Origin of the sequence: Paenibacillus sp. BIHB 4019, assembly GCF_002741035.1 — a bacterium.
Taxonomy (GTDB): Bacteria; Bacillota; Bacilli; order Paenibacillales; family Paenibacillaceae; genus Pristimantibacillus.
Map to the genome: position 1 here is coordinate 5,892,741 of NZ_CP016808.1, position 22,110 is coordinate 5,914,850.

6 protein-coding genes are annotated in these 22,110 nt (G+C 52.0%); all 6 read right to left on the reverse strand.

Annotated elements, in window-relative coordinates:
- Positions 1 to 2: 2 nt before the first annotated feature.
- Complete coding sequence (locus BBD42_RS25590) at positions 3 to 272, reverse strand: acyl carrier protein (RefSeq protein ID WP_099520462.1); 270 nt, start codon at positions 270 to 272, stop codon at positions 3 to 5.
- Between the two features lie 93 nt (positions 273 to 365).
- Positions 366 to 1,232 carry a 3-hydroxyacyl-CoA dehydrogenase family protein gene (locus BBD42_RS25595; protein WP_099520463.1) on the reverse strand — a complete coding sequence of 289 codons (867 nt, stop codon included), beginning with the start codon at positions 1,230 to 1,232 and terminating at the stop codon, positions 366 to 368.
- 85 nt (positions 1,233 to 1,317) lie between these two features.
- Positions 1,318 to 4,941 (reverse strand): non-ribosomal peptide synthetase, encoded by a 3,624-nt coding sequence (locus BBD42_RS25600; RefSeq protein ID WP_172455625.1) that lies wholly within the window; start codon positions 4,939 to 4,941, stop codon positions 1,318 to 1,320.
- A gap of 46 nt (positions 4,942 to 4,987) precedes the next feature.
- On the reverse strand, positions 4,988 to 10,216 hold the full coding sequence (locus BBD42_RS25605) for an SDR family NAD(P)-dependent oxidoreductase (RefSeq protein WP_099520465.1): 5,229 nt from the start codon (positions 10,214 to 10,216) through the stop codon (positions 4,988 to 4,990).
- A gap of 39 nt (positions 10,217 to 10,255) precedes the next feature.
- Complete coding sequence (locus BBD42_RS25610; protein WP_099520466.1) at positions 10,256 to 18,085, reverse strand: SDR family NAD(P)-dependent oxidoreductase; 7,830 nt, start codon at positions 18,083 to 18,085, stop codon at positions 10,256 to 10,258.
- 15 nt (positions 18,086 to 18,100) lie between these two features.
- Positions 18,101 to 22,108 carry a type I polyketide synthase gene (locus BBD42_RS25615; RefSeq protein WP_172455626.1) on the reverse strand — a complete coding sequence of 1,336 codons (4,008 nt, stop codon included), beginning with the start codon at positions 22,106 to 22,108 and terminating at the stop codon, positions 18,101 to 18,103.
- Positions 22,109 to 22,110: the final 2 nt, after the last annotated feature.

Below are 22,110 nucleotides of genomic sequence, written 5' to 3' on the forward strand. Positions count from 1 at the left end.
TCTTAACCTCCTGATACTTGCGAAGATGGCTGATCAACCGCTGCTTTCTCTTGAATCAGACTGACCATCCGGTTAATGGAGCGGAAGTTGTCCAAATCCATGTCACGGCTATCGATAGTAAGCGCAAATTCCTTCTCCAGAAACATAACCAGCTGCATCGCGAACAGGGAATTGACAAATCCTAATGCGAAAATATCCTCATCGTCCCCAAGCTCATGCTTGCGGAAAAACCGCGATAAAAACTTCTTGATTTTAACTTTCATCTCTTCCATTATTGGCACTCTCCTCATCCCGATTCGGGTTAATCTAGTACGAAATCCATTCATTAGCAGTCAATAGCATGCATTAGCATGCATGATTACGCATTAATACGTATAAAACCCTTGACCGCTTTTGCGGCCATGCAGCCCCGCGTCGACCATTTTCCTAAGCAGCGGACAGCAGCGGAACTTCGAGTCCTGATAGCTTTCATAAAGGACATTCAAGGAATGTACGACCGTGTCCAGACCGATCAAGTCAGCCGTTTCAAGCGGCCCCATCGCATGTCCGTAGCATTTTTTAAAAATTTCATCGACTTCCTCCGCGGACGCCACCTGATCCTGCACGACATAAGCAGCTTCATTCATAAACAAATGGGAAATACGATTGGATACAAAGCCCGGATAGTCGTTAACGACGATCATTTCCTTGCCCATGCTGCCCATAAGCCCATCGACCGCTCGGATACATTCCTCAGAGGTATGAAAACCGCGAATGACCTCGACCGTTTTTTTGGTTGGCACCGGATTCATAAAATGAGTGCCGATAACCTGCGGCGCACGTGTGGTCACAGCGGCCAGCTTTGTAATAGAGATACAGGACGTGTTAATCATAAAAATGCAATCTTGCTGGCAGATGCCATCAATAAGCTCGTAAATGCTGCGCTTGACGTCCCAATTTTCCGTAGCGTTCTCAATGACAAAGCTGACGTCGCTGAGATTATGATGCTCCGTCGTAAACACGATGCGGTCCATAATTTGCTCTGAAGCCTCCAAGTTTCCCGAGGAGCCGAACAGCCCACGGAATCGCAGCTGGGTGGCAATTTCCTCCCTCGCCTGTTCAAGCTTCGCTTGCTCAATGTCTACAAGCACCACCGATGAGCCTGATTGGGCGAGCGCTTGGGCAACCCCTCTTCCCATTACACCTGCTCCGATTACCCCGATTTTCACAGCGAGCTCCACTTCTTTCTTCATTGGATTTTAATAGGTCTGCTCCCTAGCCAGCTAGCCGGCCAGCACGATTGCAAGACAGCCTTCCTGCTGGCTAGCAAAATGTTGTCTAGTAAGTCGATTGGGTACCTTCCAGCTCAAACGTCTCGGGATGCATGCCCACAAGCTTTGCCGCGTATTCGCGTTCCAGCGCGAGTGCCGAGTCCAGCTGCTGGTTCAGCATAACGGCAGATTTGGCGCTTAATTTGGCGGCAAACACCGCTTTTGCCACTAAGGCACGAATTTGCTTCCAAGCTTCCAGGCTCTCTTCAACCGCGCCTTGCAGCTGAGTATACTCACCAGCTAATTTCTCATAGCGATATAGGTCTACGAGCTTGGCATTTACGATTTGATTAAGTGTATCAAGCAAGCTTTCGCCATAATCTTTGATCAGCTGCCCGTCCCGCAGCGCTTGTTTAACCTTCTCCAGAAAGCTGTACAGCGACTGCATGCTGCTGTCTAGAAGCTGCTGGCGATGTGCCGCGGCGGAAGCAGTCGTTTCTAGCAAGCTATCTGTTTCAGGCACTACATCATTGGTATGAATAGCTGAAAATTCATAATAAACAGGCATTTCGCTTCCAAAATGGTCCATAAAGCCAAGATGCCCCTGCAGCGCATCCTCGTAGCTCACCCATCTTTTCTCATAGGTCAGCCTTTCAATATGGTCATGCTCTATGACGCCGAACATCTGCTTGCTGTCATCAAAGCCGAATACGAGCCATGAATGCGGCCAATGCTGCTTTTTGTACGTTTCAGCCCGGTTTGAGGCGTAGTAGCAGTCAATTCGCACAATAACCGGCTTATTGCTGAGGACTGCTCGCTTGAGCTCCTCAATAACGGAATGGCCGACCGTTCTCGTTTCCGTCCGAATGCCTATTCCTAGCAAAAGCTGCTCTATTGGCTTTGCCGCTGCGTAATCTACCTGAAAGTGAACCGTATCCTCATCATATCGATAGATAACCGTATCATTGGCAAGAATCGGCAGCAGGCTTTGCTGGTAGTAGGACAAAATGGGAAACAGCGAGTGATAGAAACACTCCTTATAAAATAAATCGTTAAACGGTTGGATCCGTTCATCATGCTTGAGCGTCAGCAATGCTGCACTAGCGAATGCTTCAGATTCAAATGCAGCTCGGCTTTTTGGCGAAAAGGTTGCTGCCCCTGCTCCTTCGCCATTCATCCGCCGCAGAAAGCCCCTAATCGTCGGGTAGCGGTAAATCTCCTCGCTTTCGAAGGAAAACCCAGCTTTCTCCAGCTCGACCTCCAGCTTCAACGCTTTTAGCGAATGGCCGCCGACATTAAAGAAGTCGTCGGTTACGCCAACCGTCTCTACCTCCAGCACTGCCTTCCAAATGCGGAGCAGCTTCTCCTCCTTCTCATCTGCTGGCGGCTCGCCGATGGATAGTCCGCTGACCTTTTCATATGGGCTGGGCAGCTGCTTCCGGTCTATTTTTCCGTTTGGTGTATACGGAAGCTCGCTCAGCGGAATATAGAATGAGGGCAGCATATAGTCGGGCAGCCGGGAAGCTATTGCGCTTCTTATGCCATCCGCCAACAGAGCCGCCGAGGAAACATAGTAGGCGCAAAGAATGTGGCTTCCTTCGCCATCTTCCTGTGCAATGCACACAGCCGCTTTTATCTGCTCTAGGCTTAATAGGGCAGATTCGATCTCGCCCAGCTCGACTCTAAACCCTCTAATTTTCACTTGATGATCCATGCGCCCCAGAAACTCAATATCCCCGCCGGGCAGCCTTCGTGCCAGATCGCCTGTCCGGTACATCTTCCCACCGTTTCCATAAGGACATGGCACGAATTTGTCAGCCGTCAGCTCCTCCCGCTTCCAGTAGCCGATCGCGACGCCGTCTCCGGCAATACACAGCTCCCCAGCCACGCCTTCCGGCAGCAAACGCAGAAGCGGGTCGACAATATACATTTGCGTATTGGCGATAGGTGCCCCTAGCGTTATGCTGCTCGCACTCGTCACATCCTTTACTGAAGACCAAACCGTCGTCTCCGTCGGGCCGTACATATTGTAAATGCTGGCCCCTCCGCACCGTTCCCGAAGCTGGTGAAGCAGCTCATCGGGGAAGGCTTCCCCGCCTACCATAAGCGTCGTTAGCTGTTCCAAGCCAGCTTCTGCCGGCTTATCGTTCAGCAGCAGTTGAATCCGGGAAGGCGTCGCCTGCAGCAGCTCGATCCGATTGTGCGCAAGCCACCGCTGGAGCAATGCCGGATTATGCTGCTCCTCCTCGCCCGCAATGACGACAATTAGTCCCTGCGTCAGCGGCAGGAGCGTCTCCAGCACGAATATATCGAAGCATAGCGTCGTAACGGCAGCAATGGTTTTCCCTTCTGTGAAGGCCGGGATTCGGCCCGTAATGCCCGTTATAAAATTAACGACTGCCCTGTGCGGAACCAGCACCCCTTTCGGCAGGCCAGTAGAACCGGACGTATAGATTAAATAAGCGGCATCCTCCGGGTCATTCACATTAGACAGCAGAGGATCGAGCTCTCCATATACCCGATTGTCGTCGAGATTGACGGTTTCCCCCTGAAAATCAACACGGCTGATCAATCCATCCTGTGTAAGCAGGACGCCTGCGCCGCTATCTTCCAGCATATGGCTAATCCGTTCCGGCGGATAAGCCGGGTCAATGGGCAAATAGGCGCCCCCGGCCTTCAACACCGCCAAAATCGCGATCATCATTTCCAAAGACCGATTCGTCATGACAGCGGCAACCCGCTGCCTTCCAATGCCCTTGCTGCGAAGCAGGCAAGCGAGCCGGTCCGAACGATCCTTAAGCTCCCCGTAAGTAAGCTCCATCCCGCCAAAACGAAGCGCGGTCCAATCTGCAGTATTCATCGCTTGGGTGTCAAACAGCTCATGTACCGTTTTATCCTTTGGATAACGTATAGCGGCCGGATTTAACCGCTCAAGCGATTCTATTTCCCCTTGTGAAAGCAAGCGTATCTGGTTCAGCGGAATATCCGTTTGCTGGATCGCCTCTTCCAGAAAACCGACAAAATGATCAAACATCCGTTCCATATATCGCTGCGAATACATGGAACGTTCATAGAGCAGCTCCAGCTGCAGGCGATCCCCCTCCATAATGAAATAAAAGGTAACGGAAGCTTTCGAGTCCTGCATGTATAAAGGAGCATGCAGCGTATTCAGGGCAACGACCGTTTTGAAGGCAGGGACTGCTGCTTCGGGATTGTGCTTAAGCAGCCTGATAATGGCTTGGAAGGGAATGTGCTTGTACTTCCTTGCCTCCTGCACCGTTTGGCTAACTTGCTGTATATATTCTTTGAACGGCAATGCTTCATCGACATGCACCTGCAGGGCAATCAGCCGGTTGGGGGCAGTGTTTTCTGCCGTTTGTTGTCCGGATGGCATGCCGGTGGTCACGATTCGCTCCCCCGTATAGCGATGAAGCAAATAGAGTACACCTGACAGCAAAAACGCATACAAGCCTTGCTGGGAGTACCTGCATAAGGGCAGCAGCCGTTCGGTCAATTCAGGCGGAATCTGGCCTTTGACCAAATCGACCGCACCCGGGCGCAAGCCAGCATCCTTGAGGTCGCCCTCAAACGCATTCGGCTCAGCGGAAGGATCAAGCTTGCTAAGCCAATACTCTCTCTCCTGCTGCCATTTGCCGCTCGTCAACAGCATATTTTCCGAATAGGAATCCATATCCATTCCCTCCCTTCTTTTCTACATGGTTGATGGGAATGCCCGCCTAAAAATTAAAGGAGATTTCCTCATCATCCTCATATAACGGCTCCTCGGTTTTACCGCTGGCCAGTTCAATGTTCTGCAGAAGGATATCGGGCTGCTTGGCGATAGTCCCAAGAATGCTCAAGTAATCCTTCAGCATTCGCTCCGCTGTCTGCCGATCATACAGCCGCGTGTTGTACTCCAGCCTCAGCCGAAGCTTTCCGCCCTGCTCCATAGCCTCCAGCGTCAGTTCATAATCGGTCAGATTATAAACTTCATCGATAGAATGGCCAATCGCCCTTTCATCAACAGGAACATTTTGATAAATAAACACCGTATCGAACAGCGGGTGGCGGTTCGCGCTTCGCTTTACGTTCAAATGATGGATCAGCTCGTCAAGCGGATAATCCTGATTGTCGAAAGCTTGCACTGCGCTTGCTTTTATATGCTCCAAACAGCTTAAGAAGGTCAGTTCCTTACGGGGAGCCACCCGCATCGCCAGCATATTGATGAACATGCCGAGAATTTTGTCCATTTCCCGCTTTGGCCGTCCCGTAACCGGTGATCCGATGACCAGGTCGTCTTGTGCAGAATACTTGGACAGCAGCACGGCATAAGCGGCGAGCAGCAGCATATACATCGTCGCTCCGGATACGCTTGACTGCTGTTTCAGCTTTTCCGTCAGCTCACGGTCAGCCAAGCTCATGACGATACCGCCCTCAAAAACAAAATGCTCGGGCCTTGGCTGATCTGTCGGCAGCCGCAGCACAGGGATTTCGCCCGCAAACGTCTCTTCCCAGTAAAGCTGCTGGCGCTTCATTTGCTCCGTCTGCATGAAGGAGAGCTGCCATTCCACATAATCCTTGTACTGGTACGGCAGGGCAGGCGGCGATTCACCTTTGTACAGCTGGACAAGCTCCCGCATAAAAATTTCCATGGATACGCCGTCCGTAATAATGTGGTGGGCATCGTACAGCAGATAATATTTTTCCTCCTCGACCTTCACGAGGCCAAGCCGGAAAAACGGCGGTTCATTCAAATTAAACGGCTGCTTGAACCGATTAATAATGTCTTTCGCCTCTGCCTCTTCTGCTTCCCAATAGCCCATCTCGAATGGGACTTGCTCCCTGATCACTTGGACAATTTCCCCATCCATGCTCGTAACAGCCGTTCGCAGCACCTCATGCCGGTCAATCATGCGGCGCACAGCCAGCTCCATCCGCTCGGGCTCCACCCGGATGTTCAGCACTGAAACTCTGAACTGATTGGCGCTAGTGAGCTGCGGCTCCCGTTTAAACCCAAGGAACATGCGCTTCTGGGCATGGGATGCTGGATAGTACGGCTTAATAGCTGCATTCTGCATTGGCGGATACTGGCTCGAGCGGACGGGGGTCCGACTGGCGGATTGCTTTTGTAAATGCTCCGCCAATTGAACGACAGTCGAATATTCGAATAGATCGCTGATCGTCACTGCTTCGAACGTATGCGTCTCAATCTCGCCCTGGAGCTTCATTAATACGAGTGAATCTGCACCCATTTCAAAGAAATTGTCATAGATGTCGATCTCCTCATAGCCGAGGACAAGCTTGCAGCATAAGGCAAGCTTCTGCTCCAGCTCAGAGTAGCTGCCGGCCTCCCGGCCAAGCAGGACAACGCCATCCGCGCTGCGTTCCTTCTTCTGCACACTGCCGCCGCTTTGCTTCCGCTTGCTGTCTTTCTTCGCCGCAATCCGCTTCCGAATCGAATCGGAGCAAGCTACACCGGAGCGTTCAAGCAGCATAGCACCTGCGCCATCGTAGTGGATTTGTCCTATTAGCGCTCTGCTTGCACCGGTTTGCAGCAAGGAAGCGAAGCCTTCAAGCGCTAGCTCGGTCGGCAGCGTCCTGAAAATCGTATCGAATACGTGCCCGCCATCAAAGGCCATCCCGGTCTCTTTCCACGTCGTCCAGTTCACAGTAAGCGTGCGCCCGCCTCTTCTTTGCCGATAAGGAGCATAAGCATCCAAATAGGCGTTGGCTGCCGCGTAATCCCCCTGTCCGAAAGCACTGAACATGGTCGCGACCGACGAGAACATAATAAAGAAATCAAGGTGCTGGTCTTGCGTAAGCGCATCTAGCACCCATGCGCCGTACACCTTCGGAGCGTAGATGGCATTGAACATATCATCGCCTCTGTCAGCAAGCGGCCCGTCATTCGAGACGCCCGCACCGTGCACGATGCCCCGTATTTGCCCATACTTGCTTTTCAATTCAGCAATGACCTTCTCCATAGCACTATAGTCGGCTGCATCGGCACTGATGCATTCTACCGTCGCGCCAAGCCTCTCCAGCTCCTTCACTATGCGAAGCCGCTTTCTAAGCTTGTCTGAAGCCGCGCTGCCTTCTAGAACAGCTTGCCATTCCGAGCGCGGCGGCAGCGGAGTACGACTAATCAAAGCCAAATTGACCTTGCTCTGAGCTGCAAACCACTTTGCCACTTCCAGCCCAATGCCGCCTAAGCCGCCTGTAATCAGGTATACCCCTTGCTCCTGCAAATCCAAGCGGCGGCTGATTTCTAACTGTTCGTCCCGCAGCTCAGCAAATATTTCCGTATATCTATCACCATTTCGAAGCGCGACACCGTACACGTCATTCGCCTGAAGCTCTCCGATAAGCTGCGCAAGCGGAACCGATTCCTCTATATCCATATATTTGCATGACACATTTGAGAGCTCCTTGGCTATAACCTTGCCCATGCCGTAAGCAGGAGCATGATCGGGTATAAGCAGCTTCTCTGCGCCGGTAGCTTCTACAGCATTTCTAGTGAGGATATGCAGCGCAAGCGGCTGCTGAATTCCCGCCTGCACCAGCGCTTTTGTCAAATAAAACAAACTGTAGGCACCGCTTGCCTGCCGCCGTTTAAGCGTCTCCAGCGTATCGCTGGCATCATGTGCGTCCAGCGCCAAAAGATGAATGATTTGGCCAAACGGCACATCCTTCAATGCTTGCATAAGCTGGAAATAGCTTGCCTTGGAACCGTCAATCTCGTATCCTTCGCCGCTAGAATTTGCTTTGCAGCCAAAGGGTCCATCATCCTCTGCAAGCTTCACCTCGATAACGAGCCTGCCGCTTTCCCGCAAGGATGCAGCAATGGTCTGCCCGACTCCCGACGCATCCATAAATACGATGGCGGCTCCTTCAATGCCGGTTGGTTCAGGCCTTCTGCCGCACTTGCGCCACTGCATGGCGTAGTGCAGCGAAGCTTCAGCAGTATCATTGCCGTTCCGCTGCGGCATATTGAGCTCAAGCCAGCAGCGTTGCTTCTCAAAGGCGTAGGTTGGCGCATACGTTTTGCAGCGGGCCTCGCCTTGATACAGCTCCTCCCAATTGACATCCGCGCCGCGGACATACAGGCTTCCAATGTCATGAAGCAGCTGCTTGTCCTTTTTTCCGGTGCCGATAAATTGCCGGACCTTCTCGGCAGCGGTGCGGGTCAGCTCCGCATGCTCCGGCTTTTTAATTTCATTTTCAGCCAGAACCTGCTTATTGCCGGAGACGACCTTATGCCTGCCATAGCGGATATCATCATGAATGGTTTCATCAAGAGAATGGTCTGCTAACAGAGCCACTTTGCGCATTAGGTCGGCGGCATCCTCGAAAAGGATGGCAATGCGGTGCGCATAATGCCCCCGGCCGGTGTTAGCCGTATAGCATAAATCCCGCAGCGGAATTTGCGCTTCACGGTTTAAGTACTGCTCGTAGCCAGATACGATTCCAAGCAGCGGCGCGATGCTTTTGGCCGATATCGCAAGGATATGAGGCAGCCCAGCGTATACATCGTCTTCGTGCTCCGACTGCTGCGGCGGAGCATACTCCTCCAGAACGATATGGCAATTGGTTCCACTCAGGCCGAAGGCGCTGATGCCCGCTCTGCGTGGATGCTCTCCAGCCTCCCACTCCCGCAATTGGGTGTTGACATAGACTGGCGAATCGCTAAAGCCAATCGTTGCATTAGGGCGGTTGAAATGGGCCGTAGCCGGTATTTTGCGATGCCTTAACGACATAGCGGCTTTGATGACACCGGCAATGCCGGCGCATTCGTACAAATGGCCCACGTTCGTCTTAACGGTGCTGACTGCGCAAAATTGCTTGCGGTTCGTATGCTTTCGGAACGCCCTGTACAGCCCTTCAATTTCGAGCGGATCGCCAAGCCTCGTTGCTGTTCCATGCACCTCAATGTAAGACAACGTCTCTGGATCAATGCCTGCGTCCTGCCACGCCTTAAGCAGAACCTCAGCCTGGGCAGCCGAATTGGGAGCGGTTATACCGATCGAAGTGCCGTCCTGATTAATGGCACTCCCTTTTATAACAGCATATATCCGGTCCCCATCCTTAACGGCTTGGCTAAGCGGTTTGAGCAAAACAGCAGCACTGCCCTCTCCCCAGCCAGCACCTTCGGCCTCTGCGTCAAACGTCCGTGTTCGTCCGTCCACCGCTTCAACGCCCAGCTTGAGGCCCGAGTTATCGATCGGCAGAAGATTAAGCCTGATGCCGCCTGCAATCGCCATTTTGCAATCGCCGTTATGAATAGCTTTGCTGGCTAGATGAATCGCAACCGACGAGGAAGAGCAGGCTGTATCCAAAATGAGCGTTGGCCCCTTCAAATCAAGCATGTAGGAAATTCTCGTCGGAAGCATGGCGGCAATGTTGCCTGTTAATGCCGTTGCTGCTGATTCCGGCTCGGTTTCCAATATCATGGAATGATAGCTCGAGCTGCTGGAGTAGCCGACGTATACGCCTGTATGGCTTCCAACAAGCTTATTCCCGCCATAGCCAGCATCCTCTATCGCCTCCCAGGCCGTTTGCAAGAAGATGCGCTGGGAAGGATCCATCAGAGCGGCCTCGTTAGGCGTAATGCGGAAAAAGCTGTAGTCGAAGGAAGCTATATCGTGCATATACGCACCCGGCGAATATTTTAATTCCCAGCCCATTTCATCCAGCATATGGGTCAGGTAGCCGTCAATGTCAGCGCTTCTCTCTTTCGGAAAAGCTCCTACTAAATCAACGCCGGAGGCGATTTGCCGCCAGAACTCTTCCGAAGAGTCAGTGCCGGCAATATGGGAGGCCATCCCGATAATGGCGATGTCCTCCTTGCGGCTCTCCTCCTGCTCTGCCTGCGCCTGCCTAAGCAGCGTGACCATGCGGATCGCATCTTCTTTTTCAATTTTTCCTTCGGTAGCTCTCTTGAGAATATAGTGGTAAAGCTTATCCATAGCCTTTTACCCTCCGGGCGTCCAAAGTTGCTGCGCCAATTACTTTTTCCTTGTATCGCTGCTGTTCTGTCCGGTTTTCGTCAACTGGTCAATCGCTTGTTCAATGGATAGTGTGCCATTGCCCAGTTCCTCCATTAGCCGCTTCGTATCTTCCTCCAGGCTGGCGCCTGCACTTACCTGCTGCAATACTTGCGACATCTCGCGGTCGTACGCAAGATGTTCCAGAGCTTCTGTTCCTGTTGCCTCCTGCTCCTCTTCATCCTCCCGCATATACTGCTGCAGCTTGCTGACGGAAGTATATTCAAACAAATCCAGCAACCTGACCTTGCCCGGATAATGCTTTTCCAGTGAAGCGTGAACTCTGCCAAGCAAAATCGAGTCGCCGCCAAGCTCGAAGAAATTATCGTCCATGTCGATTTCATTAAAGCCAAGAACCTGGCAATAGATTTCCGCCAGCTTCGTTTCCAGATCGGTGTAATCGCCGTCTTTTCCCGTAAGCTTGATTTCGCCCTCGAAGCGTCTTTGCGAAGCCAGCTGCCTGGCCTCCCACCGTTTCTGGGACCCCGTTATGGCAGCATCAATCGGCGCATCCAGCAGCTGCGGAACGAGACCGAGCTCCCACAGCAGATCCGAGCCGTAGTTGAGCTCCCCAATTAAAACGTTCGATACGCTCCGGTTCAAAGCTTCTTCCAAACCGCGCATGGCCACTGCTGTAGGAAGTGCCTTGAAGGCGCCGTCTGCATTGACGCCGAACTCCACCGCCATACCGGTTTCCTTCCACGCGACCCAGTTGATGGACAGCGCTTTTTGCTGATTCAACGTTTTGTATTTTGCAAATGCATCCAAAAACGTATTAGCTGCACAGTAATCCCCTTGCCCCGGCACTGCGAAACGCGAGCTCATAGAGGAGAACATCAGGAAGAAATCAGGCCGATCCTGCTCGGTCAGCTTGTCGAGAATCCACGTTCCGAATACCTTCGGATGAACAACCTCGTTGAACACCTGCTCTTCTTTCAAATAAAGGAAGCCATCTCCGCCTACACCAGCGCCATGGACAATGCCATTAATGCGTCCATAACGTGCGCGTAGCCCGCCGACCAACTCTTCCATTTGCTGCATATTAGCGATATCGAGACTGTAGCATTCAACATGGGCACCCATTGCTTCAATTTCACGTACCGCTTTTATTCTTTGGATAGCCTTGCGGTCGGTTCTGCTGTTGCGGTCGATCATATCATCCCATGTTGCTTTGTCCGGCAAAGGCGTACGGTTAATGAGCGCAATATTGACTTTCTTTCTCGCCGCCAAATATTTGGCTGTCTCAATGCCCATGCCGCCTGTCCCGCCTGTAATGAGATAGATCCCTTCTTCTCTGACCTCGATCGGCTGCTCATTTGCCTCTTGCACGCGGTATTCCTTGAAAATTTCGGCATAGCGCTCATTGTCGCGAAAAGCGACAATATAATACGACGGTGCTGCCCCTATTTCGCGTATAATCGTATCCAAATTCGTTGCTTCATCGATATCAATAGCGCGGCACAGCATGCTCGGCAGCTCTTGCCTTGCGGATTTTCCGAGTGCCAGAAGCGGTGCATTCCACGGATTGACCCGGGATTCGCGGCCGCTTACAACATCGACATAATCAGAAATGATAACCGTATCGGTTACAGCGCTTAATCCGACTTGGGCTACCGCTTTGGATAGATAAAACAGGCTGTATACGCCTCGATACTGCGTTTCATTAAAGCCGTTCCAGTTGACCGCCATGCCTTCCGGCACGATGCTGAACAGATGGATGATTTTGCTCCACGTTGTGCCCTTGTTATCCTTCAGCAGCAACACATAATCGTCTACTGTACCGCTTACGTGATAGCTGCCGTCATCGAGCTTGGCATATTGCTTTCGCAAATAAACTTGAACGGTCTTGGTTCCTCTCCGGTTCCACTCAGCAGCGAGCGATTGTCCCAAGCCCTTCTCATCCATAAAGATAAGCACGGGTCCGGCCTGGCTTATCTGCTCTGCCATCAGCTGCTCCTGTCTTACCCACTGCCCCCCGTAATACAAGCCGCCAGCCGTTACTTCAGTCACAGCCTGTTCGTATTCAGGTATCTCAACCCAGCAGCGCTCTCTTTCGAACGGATAGGTTGGGAGGCTGATTCGATGCAGCTCTTCACCGAAGTAGAAAGGTTCCCAATCGGTTTCGACTCCTTGTACGTAAAGCTCGCAAATGTTCGGCAGGCTGCTGGCATCAGTGCGTTCCCCATCTACATAACCGTCGACCAATTGTCCGAACTGCTTCGTCATGCTTATCCGCTGGCTCTCTGTAATTTCGCCGTCGGATTTTTTCGCTTTCGTTTCCGAGACGATTTTATGGAAGCCGTAGAACAACCAAGGCTGTTGTACGTTTTCGAAACCGTATTCGTCCACTTCCGCGAGCTTCCGGTTGAAATCCTCCGCATCGTTTACGATAAGTACCAGCCTGTGCGCGTAGTGGCCGCGTCCAGTGTTTGCGGTATAGCAGGCGTTGCGGAAGGCAGCCGCCGTACCGTCGCCAAAACGCTTCGATTTGTACTGGCTGACGAGGCGCCGAAGTGCGGTATCCGTCAGTGCGGAGAGCGTAAACAGCTGCGGACGTTGACTAAGCTCCTCTTCGCCTTGCAGCTGCAAGGTTTCAGCGCCCAAATACTCTTCCATAACGACATGGCAGTTCGTTCCGCTCATGCCAAAGCCGCTTACACCGCATCTGCGCGGATGGCCTTCCGGCTCCCACAATTTGCGGGTTGCATTGACATACACTGGCGAGTTCATAAAGTCGATTTTTCGGTTCGGACGGTTAAAATACAGATTTGGCGGCAGCTCTTTGTTTTTGAGCGTCAAAACCGCTTTAATGACGCCCGCAATACCCGCAGCCTCTGATAAATGCGTTAAATTCGTTTTTGAAGATCCGACCGCGCAAAATTGTTTCTTCTGGGTATACCGTTTAAAAGCGCGCTGGATACCCTGAATTTCGATCGGGTCTCCCAACTGGGTGCCCGTTCCATGCGTTTCAATGTACGTAACCGTTTCAGGATCAATCGCAGCATCTTCCCATGCCTGAATAATCACTTCCTCCTGAGCAGCCGGGTTCGGCGCGGTCAACCCAGCGGAGCTTCCATCTTGGTTCGATGCGCTTCCCTTGATGACAGCGTAAATATTATCCCTGTCCTCTATCGCCTTCTGAAGCGGCTTAAGCAGTATCGCCCCAACCCCTTCGCCTGTTCCCGTCCCTTCGGAGAGCTCGTCAAACGCCCTTGTTTTGCCGTCTGTCGACTCCATGCCGATGCCTCTTGGCGAGCCTTTGCGGAAAATAGGCATCATGTTCAGCCTTACCCCGCCGGCAATCGCCATTTCGCAGTCGCCCATGCGTATTGATTTGCAAGCCAAATGCACGGAGGTCAAGGAGGAAGAACAAGCCGTATCAACAACGACGCTCGGGCCTTTCAAATCGAACAGATAGGAAACTCTGCCTGTCGCTACCGAAGCCGTATTGCCAACTAGCGAAGCGCCTTCCGACTGCGGCTCTACCTCGCTAATAATGCGGTGGAAATAGACCATATTGGACGCAAACCCGAGATAAACCCCCGTTTTCGTGCCATAAATCTTTTTGCCTCCGTAGCCGGCATCTTCGATGGCATGCCATGCTGTCTGTAAAAATAAGCGATGGTTCGGATCAGTCGTGCTCGCCTCCTTCGGAGACATTCGGAAAAAGCGATAGTCGAACTTGTCTATTTCGTCCAAATAACTGCCCATCTCGTAATCGACCGCATTGAGCGGCCAACCTTTGAAGGCAACGTATTTTTCCATATCCTTTCTTCTAACATCCGGATAGCCGCTGCCGTTATCAACGCCAGCCTGCAGCGCACCCCAAAATTCCTCGTTCGTGCTCGCCTTCGGGAACTGGAATGACATGCCGATTACTGCAATATCGCTGTCTGTTGACAAAGCTTCACGCGCGGCGATCGTCTGCTGAGGCATGCTGCTCTCCGTATCCTGCTCTACGATATATTCCGCCAGCTTGGAAATCGTTGAATGCTCGAACATGTCCGCAACCGATAACAAGCCGGTGTAGCGTTTATCCAGCTCCGCATGGATGCGCATCAGCAATATGGAGTCGGCTCCAAGCTCGAAGAAGTTGTCGTTAATGTCGATTTCGGCATAACCGAGCGCATTTTGGCAAACGGCGGCAATCGTTTTTTCGGTTTCGTTGTATGCCGCCCCGTCACGGCCAGTCAGCTGCACCTCACCGCTCTTTGCCGCTCCCTTCGGCTTCGCAGCCTTATTGGAAGTGGAGCCAGCGCTCGCAAGCTGCTGCTTATGATAATCGAGTTTGCGCTGAAGCGGCTCTGACAGCCTGACCGTCGCTTTTTCCAGCAATAAAATGCCCAACCGGTCATAGTTGAAGCTGCCGATTAACGCTCGGCGGCTTTGCTTGTTCAGCAATGCGGTAAACCCTTCAATGCCACTGGCCGTTGGAAGCGTCTGGAAGATGGTGCTCACCGCCACGCCGCTATTTTTCGCCATGCCGGTTTCCTTCCACGTCGTCCAGTTAATCGTCAGCGTCTTCTTGCCCAGCTTGCTCCGATAATGAGTGAATGAGTCCATATAAGCATTAGCTGCCACATAATCGCTTTGGGTCGAACCGTAATATATGGTAGCGACGGATGAGAACATGGCGAAGAAATCGAGTTGATCATCTTCCGTACATTTGTTCAGAAGCCACGTTCCGTTTACTTTAGGCAGCAGTACGTCGCGTATGACGTTTTCCTGCTTGTCCTTCAGCAGCTGGTCGATAGCCACGCCCGCGCTGTGAACGATACCGTCAATTTTTCCATACACGCTGCGAACTTCCGAAAGCATTGCTCTAAGCTCCTGCTCATCAGAAATGTTTGCCTGATACAGCTTGATCTGTGCTCCGGCTGCTTCCAACTCGCGAATGGCGTTAATTTTGCTGATTAACAGCAGATCCGTCCCGGTCTGGACAATCGCATCCCAGCGTTCCCGCTCAGGCAGCGCCGATCGGTTCACGAGGATCAGATTAATGGAAGAGGCATTTGCAGCTAGCGACTTTGCAACCTCAAGACCGATTCCTCCTGTTCCTCCCGTTATGATGTATACGCCCTGCTCCTTAATCGTTACAGGCTCATCCGCGATGCGATCAAGATCCATTTGGGCAAATTGCTCCACGTAACGGGCATTTGCGCGGAAAGCGACCCCATACGGCGATGATCCTGCGCCATACATAATCTCCTCATTTAGCTGCACCGCATCCGTATCCTGATCCAAATCAATGCTTCGGACATTGAACGGCGGATGCTCCTTCGTCACAACCTTGCCGAAGCCAATCGCGGTTGCGTGTTCCGGGCGAATGAGCGTTTCCACACCGCTCACCTCTTGGGCATTGTCTGTTAGAAGAGCAACGTCAAGCGGCTGCTTTCCGTTCGTATGAAGCCAAGCCTTATATAGATAGAAAAGACTGTATAAGCCGTGTTTTTGGCTCTCATCCAGCTGCTCTACGCTGTTGATAGGAGCGATATGTTCCAAATGGAGCATATGAACGATCTGCCCTAGCGTATCGGCTCCAATGTCTTCGAAAAGTCTAATATAATCGTCCTGCATGTTGCGGATCGTATAAGCACCGGCATGGTGCTGGATGTATTCCTCGCCTAGCGAGACATTAATAATAGCCCTCTGCTCTCGTGCACATGCTGCCTCCAAGCCTTCAGCGATTTGCTTATGGCTATCGCTTCTTCCGCCAAGGAGCAGGACAGTGCCAGCCAAATTTGCTCCGGTTTGGGACGAACGCTCCTCTGGCGTCCATACAGGCGCGAAGTAGAAGCCATCCTCCTGTGCTTCTGCTGGCGTTTCCAGCTCGGGAAACTCCAGCCAGCACCGCGAATTTTGCAGGGCATAGGTCGGCAGGCTAACGCGCTGCCTCCGTTCTCCTTCATAAAGCCCGCTCCAGCTCACATCGCCGCCGCTTGCATAAGCGGAGCAAAGCAAAGGCAGCGTCTGCTCATCCGATTTTCCAGATGCAATCCAGCTCTCCAAATGCTGTTCTGCCTCGCTGCCAAGTCGGCGCTTTTCCTGCTCATCGATTTCGCCTAGTTTCGGCGCGGCGTTGGCTCGTGCTACCCGGTGAACTCCATAGTAAGCCCAAGGGGCCGTGAAAGACTCCAGATCGGTTTCCAGGCAAGCACGGATTTTAACATGCAAATCGTCCAAATCCGCAGCCATTAGCGCCAGGCGGTAAGCATACGTACTGCGGCCCGTATTAGCTGTGTAGCATATATTGGAAAGCGAACATTTCCCTCCGCTTTGCTGCAAATATGCGTCGTAAAGCTGCAGCAGCTCCCGCAGCGCTTTACTGCTTCTCGCCGAAAGCGTAAACACCTCTGGCCCCGCAGATGCAAGCTCTGCAGCCACTTGCTCCGGCGCTTCCTCCAACACGAGATGGCAGTTGGTGCCGCTCATGCCAAAACCGCTCACTCCGCCCCTTCTTGGATGCCCGTCCGTTTCCCAATCACGAAGCTTCGTATTGACATACAAAGGCGAATCCGTGAAGGCGATTGAAGAATGGGGCTTTTGAAAATAAATCGTTGGCGGCAGCTTCTTGTATTTCAGCGACAGCGCCATTTTGACAATGCTCGCGATGCCTGCCGCCTCGCTTAAATGTCCGATATTCGTCTTGACAGAGCTGATTGCGCAAAACTGCTTCTTGTTCGTATATTTTTTAAAGGCGCCTTCAATGCCCCTAATTTCAATCGGGTCACCGAGAATCGTGCCAGTTCCATGTGTTTCAATATAGTCAAGCGTCTCCGGGTCGATGTTCGCTTCCTCCCACGCCTGCTGGATGACAGAGGTTTGCGATGCCGGATTCGGCACGGTAATGCCTGCGGTCTGGCCGTCATGATTGGCTGCATTGCCTTTAATGACGGCATAAATATGATCGCCATCTTTAAGCGCCTTCTTCAAAGGCTTGAGCAGCAACGCTCCTGCCCCTTCGCCGACGCCGGAGCCGTCGGCCGTATCGTCGAACGCCCGGGTTCTCCAATCGCCCGACTCAATGCCGATGCGAATGTTCTCGTCATCGACTGGAATAATATTCAGCTTAATTCCGCCAGCGATAGCCTGGTCGCATTGTCCTTGCTTAATCGCTTGGCAAGCAAGCTCAATGGCTACTAAAGCAGACGAGCAGGCTGTATCTACAACAAGCGCAGGCCCTTTCAAATTTAACAAATAGGAAATGCGGGTTGCCGCCATCGCCTGCATATTGCCCACCGTTGCAATCGGTATTAGCGTCGGATCGATATCCATAATCATTTTGCAATATAGATCCTTCGGGCTTTGCGTATAGCCGAGATAAACGCCGGTTTTGCTGCCTGTCAGTTTATCGCCACCGTAGCCGGCATCCTCAATCGCCTTCCACGCCTGTTCCAGAAAAATACGCTGATGCGGGTCGGTCAAGCTCGCTTCCCTTGGCGACATGCGGAAAAACTCATAGTCAAAGCCGTCAATATCCTCCAAATAGCCATATTCGGGATAAATGATTTTATCCTTGTCAAGCTGCTTAAATTTGATATAATCGTCGGTGTCATTTCTCCGGTTTTGCGGAATTTGCTTGACGGTGTCAATCCCATTTTCAATATTGCTCCAGTATTCATGGATATCCCGGGAGCCTGGAAGTCTCGCAGACATGCCGATAATGGCGATGTCATCCTCTACCTTCGCTCCGCCCTGCTTCAGCATGGCAATCATCTCGACAGCCGTTTCCTTGTCGATGTTGCCGCTTGTCGTCTGATTCACGATAAATGTAAAAATATTGTTCTGCACGGTTTTCCCCTTTTCCTACAGATCTTCAATCACGTGAATAGCTTCTTCCAGACTCATATTGCCCTCTGCAAGCTTTCCGAATATGTCTCTTGCTTCCTGGCGAACGTCCTTGGCTGCAGCAACCAACTGCTGCTCCTGCTCCTCTTTGTTAATATGCTGCGCTAGCCGCTGGACGGAAGGAAACTCGAACATGTCGGTAATCGTCACCTTGCCCGGATATTCCGTGTCAATCAATTTATGAATTCTCATCAGCAGCAGCGAGTCCCCGCCGAGCTCGAACAAAGTATCATGAATGTCAATTTCCGGATAGCCAAGAATGGTGCTGAAAATGTTGGCCACCTCCTGCTCGACCGCATTATAGCCATCACCCTGCTTGCCCCGAAGCGCGGCTTTCGAAGGTTTTGTGCTGTTGCTTACAGGGCTGCTGCCTTTCGGTAAAATAATGAGTCTGCCCTGGTCGAGCATGGCGGCATCATAATTTCCATTGGAGATGATTATATGCCCTTCCTGCTCGGTATTGCCGTTCAACAACCGGCTGACCCGATCATTCAGCTCTTCGGTTAAGTGAAATGGAAACGCCAAAAGCAAGGACAAATATTCCGGACTTTCATTCATTTCTCCGATGAGCACCCTCGTCATATTCCGCTGCAGCGCCGTATCCATGCTTTCAATCGCTTGCACGGTAGGCAGCGCCTTATAGAAGGAATCGACGTTGATGCCGAAGCGGACGGACATGCCCGCCTCCTTCCAGGAAACCCAGTTTAACGCCAGCGCATGGCGCTCCTGCTTTCTCCTGTAGGCAGCAAAAGCGTCCAAATAAGCGTTCCCGGAAACGTAGTCGCCTTGTCCAGCCTCCCCAACCATCGAAACGCCAGAGGAGTGCATAATGAAAAAGTCGGGTTGGTCTTGCCGGGTAAGCCTGTCCAATATCCAGGTTCCCGCCACTTTCGGCTCCAGCACGTTTTTGAAAATGTTCAAATCCTTCTTGAACAAATAACCCGCACCAGCTATGCCAGCGCCATGAATGACGCCATGTATTCGTCCAAACTTCTCTCTCAGCCCGCCGATTAGCGCCGCCATTGCTGCATAGTCCGCTATGTCCACGCTATGAAGCGTAATACGGCCGCCCATCGCTTCAATTTCCTGAAGCTTTTGTATTTTACGAATCGTATCCTCGTCCTCGCCGCCTGCAACAACAGCTGCCCACTCCTCCTTCGGAGGAAGCTGGGAACGGTTCACTAGGGCCATATTTACATTCGCCTTGGAAGCCAAATACTTGGCGTTTTCAAGCCCAATGCCTCCGGTGCCGCCTGTTATGAGGTATACGCCAGTATCGTGAATGGCTGTTTCGGCTTCTTCAAGCTTGAGCGGATCAATCGGGCCGTACTCCTCCGTATGCCGGAAGCCTTCTCGATAAGCCACATGATATTGCTTCGTAAAATGCTCCAATTCCGGCCATATGGCGTCCACTGGCGTGAAATCATCAACATCAATCGCTTTGCATACGATTTGCGCAAACTCCTGTGGAATAACCTTCCCTAACCCAACGAGCGTTGCCCATTCTGGGCTTAATTCAGCTTCCCGCCCCGTTGCTGCATGCAGCAGCTTCGTAAACAGCAGCATATGCCGTTTGGACCTCGGATCATGCCTCATGATGGACCTTGTTAAATAGAGCAGACTGTATATCCCGTACTGCTGGGTTTGCTCCAGCTCTTCCAGCGTTTCGGGAGCTGCATTTTCGGAAAGTCCGCTCATATGCAAAATATGGGTAACGGGACGTCCCACCAAGTCAGCCATGAGCTTGTCATAATCGTCCTCACGGTTGGCAAGCGTATAGCGGAAATCGTCATGCCGCTTGAAGCGATGCCCAAGGGAAGCAACGATGACATTCCGCCCTTGTGCCCGCAGCTTGTCAATCATCGACTGCACGAATGGGGAACGGGCTTCGTCCTCGATAAGGAGCACATCGGCCATTGGTGCGTGGTCCGCATCCTCTGACAGCGCTTCTGCTCTCCAATTAAACCCGTAGAATAGACCACGCTCTGCTTCTTCCGCCAAGGATTGTACTGGCTGCTGCAGCGGCGCATCCATCCAGCATCTGCTTCGCTCGAAAGGGTAAGCAGGAAGCGAAATCTTGGAGGGCTTCACTTCTCCAGCCAGCATTTCCCAGTCCACATCTGCCCCTTTGACATACAGCTGTGCTACTTGCTCGATTAAGCTGCTGGACGCATCCGGCTCAGCCCAGTAAGCAGCTATCAACATCGCCGCTTCTGCGCTTAACCGATCTTGTTCCTTTGTAGGCAGATCGTTTGCTTCAAGCGCTTCCTTCGCGGAATCGATGAGCCGATGAACCCCGTAATAGGCTGCGCCTTCGGCTTCATCAAGACGAGCGCTGAGCAGCTTGTCCCGCAAATCCGCTACGCTTGTCGGAAGCAGCGCTAATCGGTGCGAGTAATGGCCTCTGCCCGAATTCGCGGTATAGCAAATTTCATCTAAATTCAGCTGGCTATTATGCGCCAAAAATTCCGAGTAAAGATGAATTAATTCAAGCAGCACCTGTTCTGACTTGGCAGATAACGTAAACAGATGGGGTATCCCCGATTCCTGTGCAGAAGCTGCTTGAGCTGGCGCCTCCTCCAACACGACATGGCAATTCGTTCCACTAATGCCGAAGGCACTTACACCGCATCTGCGCGGCGCTCCATCCGTTTCCCAAGCACGCAGCTTTGCGCTTACATACACCGGCGAGTCTTCAAACGGTATCGACCGGTTCGGATGATTAAAATGAATCGAAGGCGGCAGCTGCTTCGTCCGCAAAGCCATCACGGCTTTTATAACGCTTACGATGCCAGCGGCCTCGCTTAAATGGCCAATATTCGTTTTCACGGAGCTGACTGCGCAAAACTGCTTTTTGCTCGTATGCTTGCGGAAAGCCGAATGAATACCTTGAATTTCAATCGGATCACCCAAATTGGTTCCCGTTCCGTGAGTCTCAATATAAGCAATTGTTTCCGGATCAATGCCAGCATTTTCCCACGCCTGCAAAATAACGTCCGTCTGCGCTTGCGGGTTTGGCGCGGTAAGTCCTGCGGACCTGCCATCCTGATTGGTGGCGCTCCCTTTAATGACCGCATAGATGGCATCCTTATCTCTTAAGGCATCTTTCAGCGGCTTGAGAACGATTGCGCCAATGCCTTCCCCTACTCCAGAACCGTTAGAATGGTTGTCGAACGTTCTTGACACCCCGTCGGTCGATTCTATGCCCGTTTGCATATAATCTTTGCTGAGCGGCACCGTATTAATGTTGATGCCGCCAGCAATGGCCATTTCGCAAGTGCGGCTGCGCAGCGCCTGGCAGGCCGAATCTATCGCGACAAGCGATGAGGAGCAAGCTGTATCAATGACCATGCTAGTCCCCTTCAAATCGAGCAAATAAGAAATTCTGCCCGAGATGACGGCGTTCAAGTTGCCAACCAAACCTATCGAAAGAGCAGTCGGATCAATGTCCTCAATCATTTTGGCGTACATGTCCCTATAATTGCTGGCATAGCCGACAAACACGCCTGTCTTCGAGCCCTCCAGCCTGCTTCCTCCGTAGCCTGCATCCTCAACAGCCTGCCAGCTTGTCTCCAGAAACATTCTCTGGCACGGGTCCATCAAGCTTGCTTCACGCGGGGAAAGCTTAAAAAACTTATAATCAAATTTATCGATTTCTGGCAAATAAGCGCTTTTGTTATAACGGATTTCCTCCTCGGGCACCCCCTTGAATCGAAGGTAGCGGCTAATATCGCCGCTGCGCGTATCTGGAAAGCCGGTAATGCAATCAACACCGCTCTCGACCACGTCCCAAAATTCCTCTATCGTGCTTGCAGACGGGAGTTTGGCAGCCATGCCGATAATGGCGATATCACCCGCATCCGTTACGGCTTCTGTTTCGAGCAGCTTAATTAAATCAATGGCTACCTGCCGGTCTATCTTTTTATCCTGAACACCCTGCACCAAATATTTGTACGCCTTATCCATAT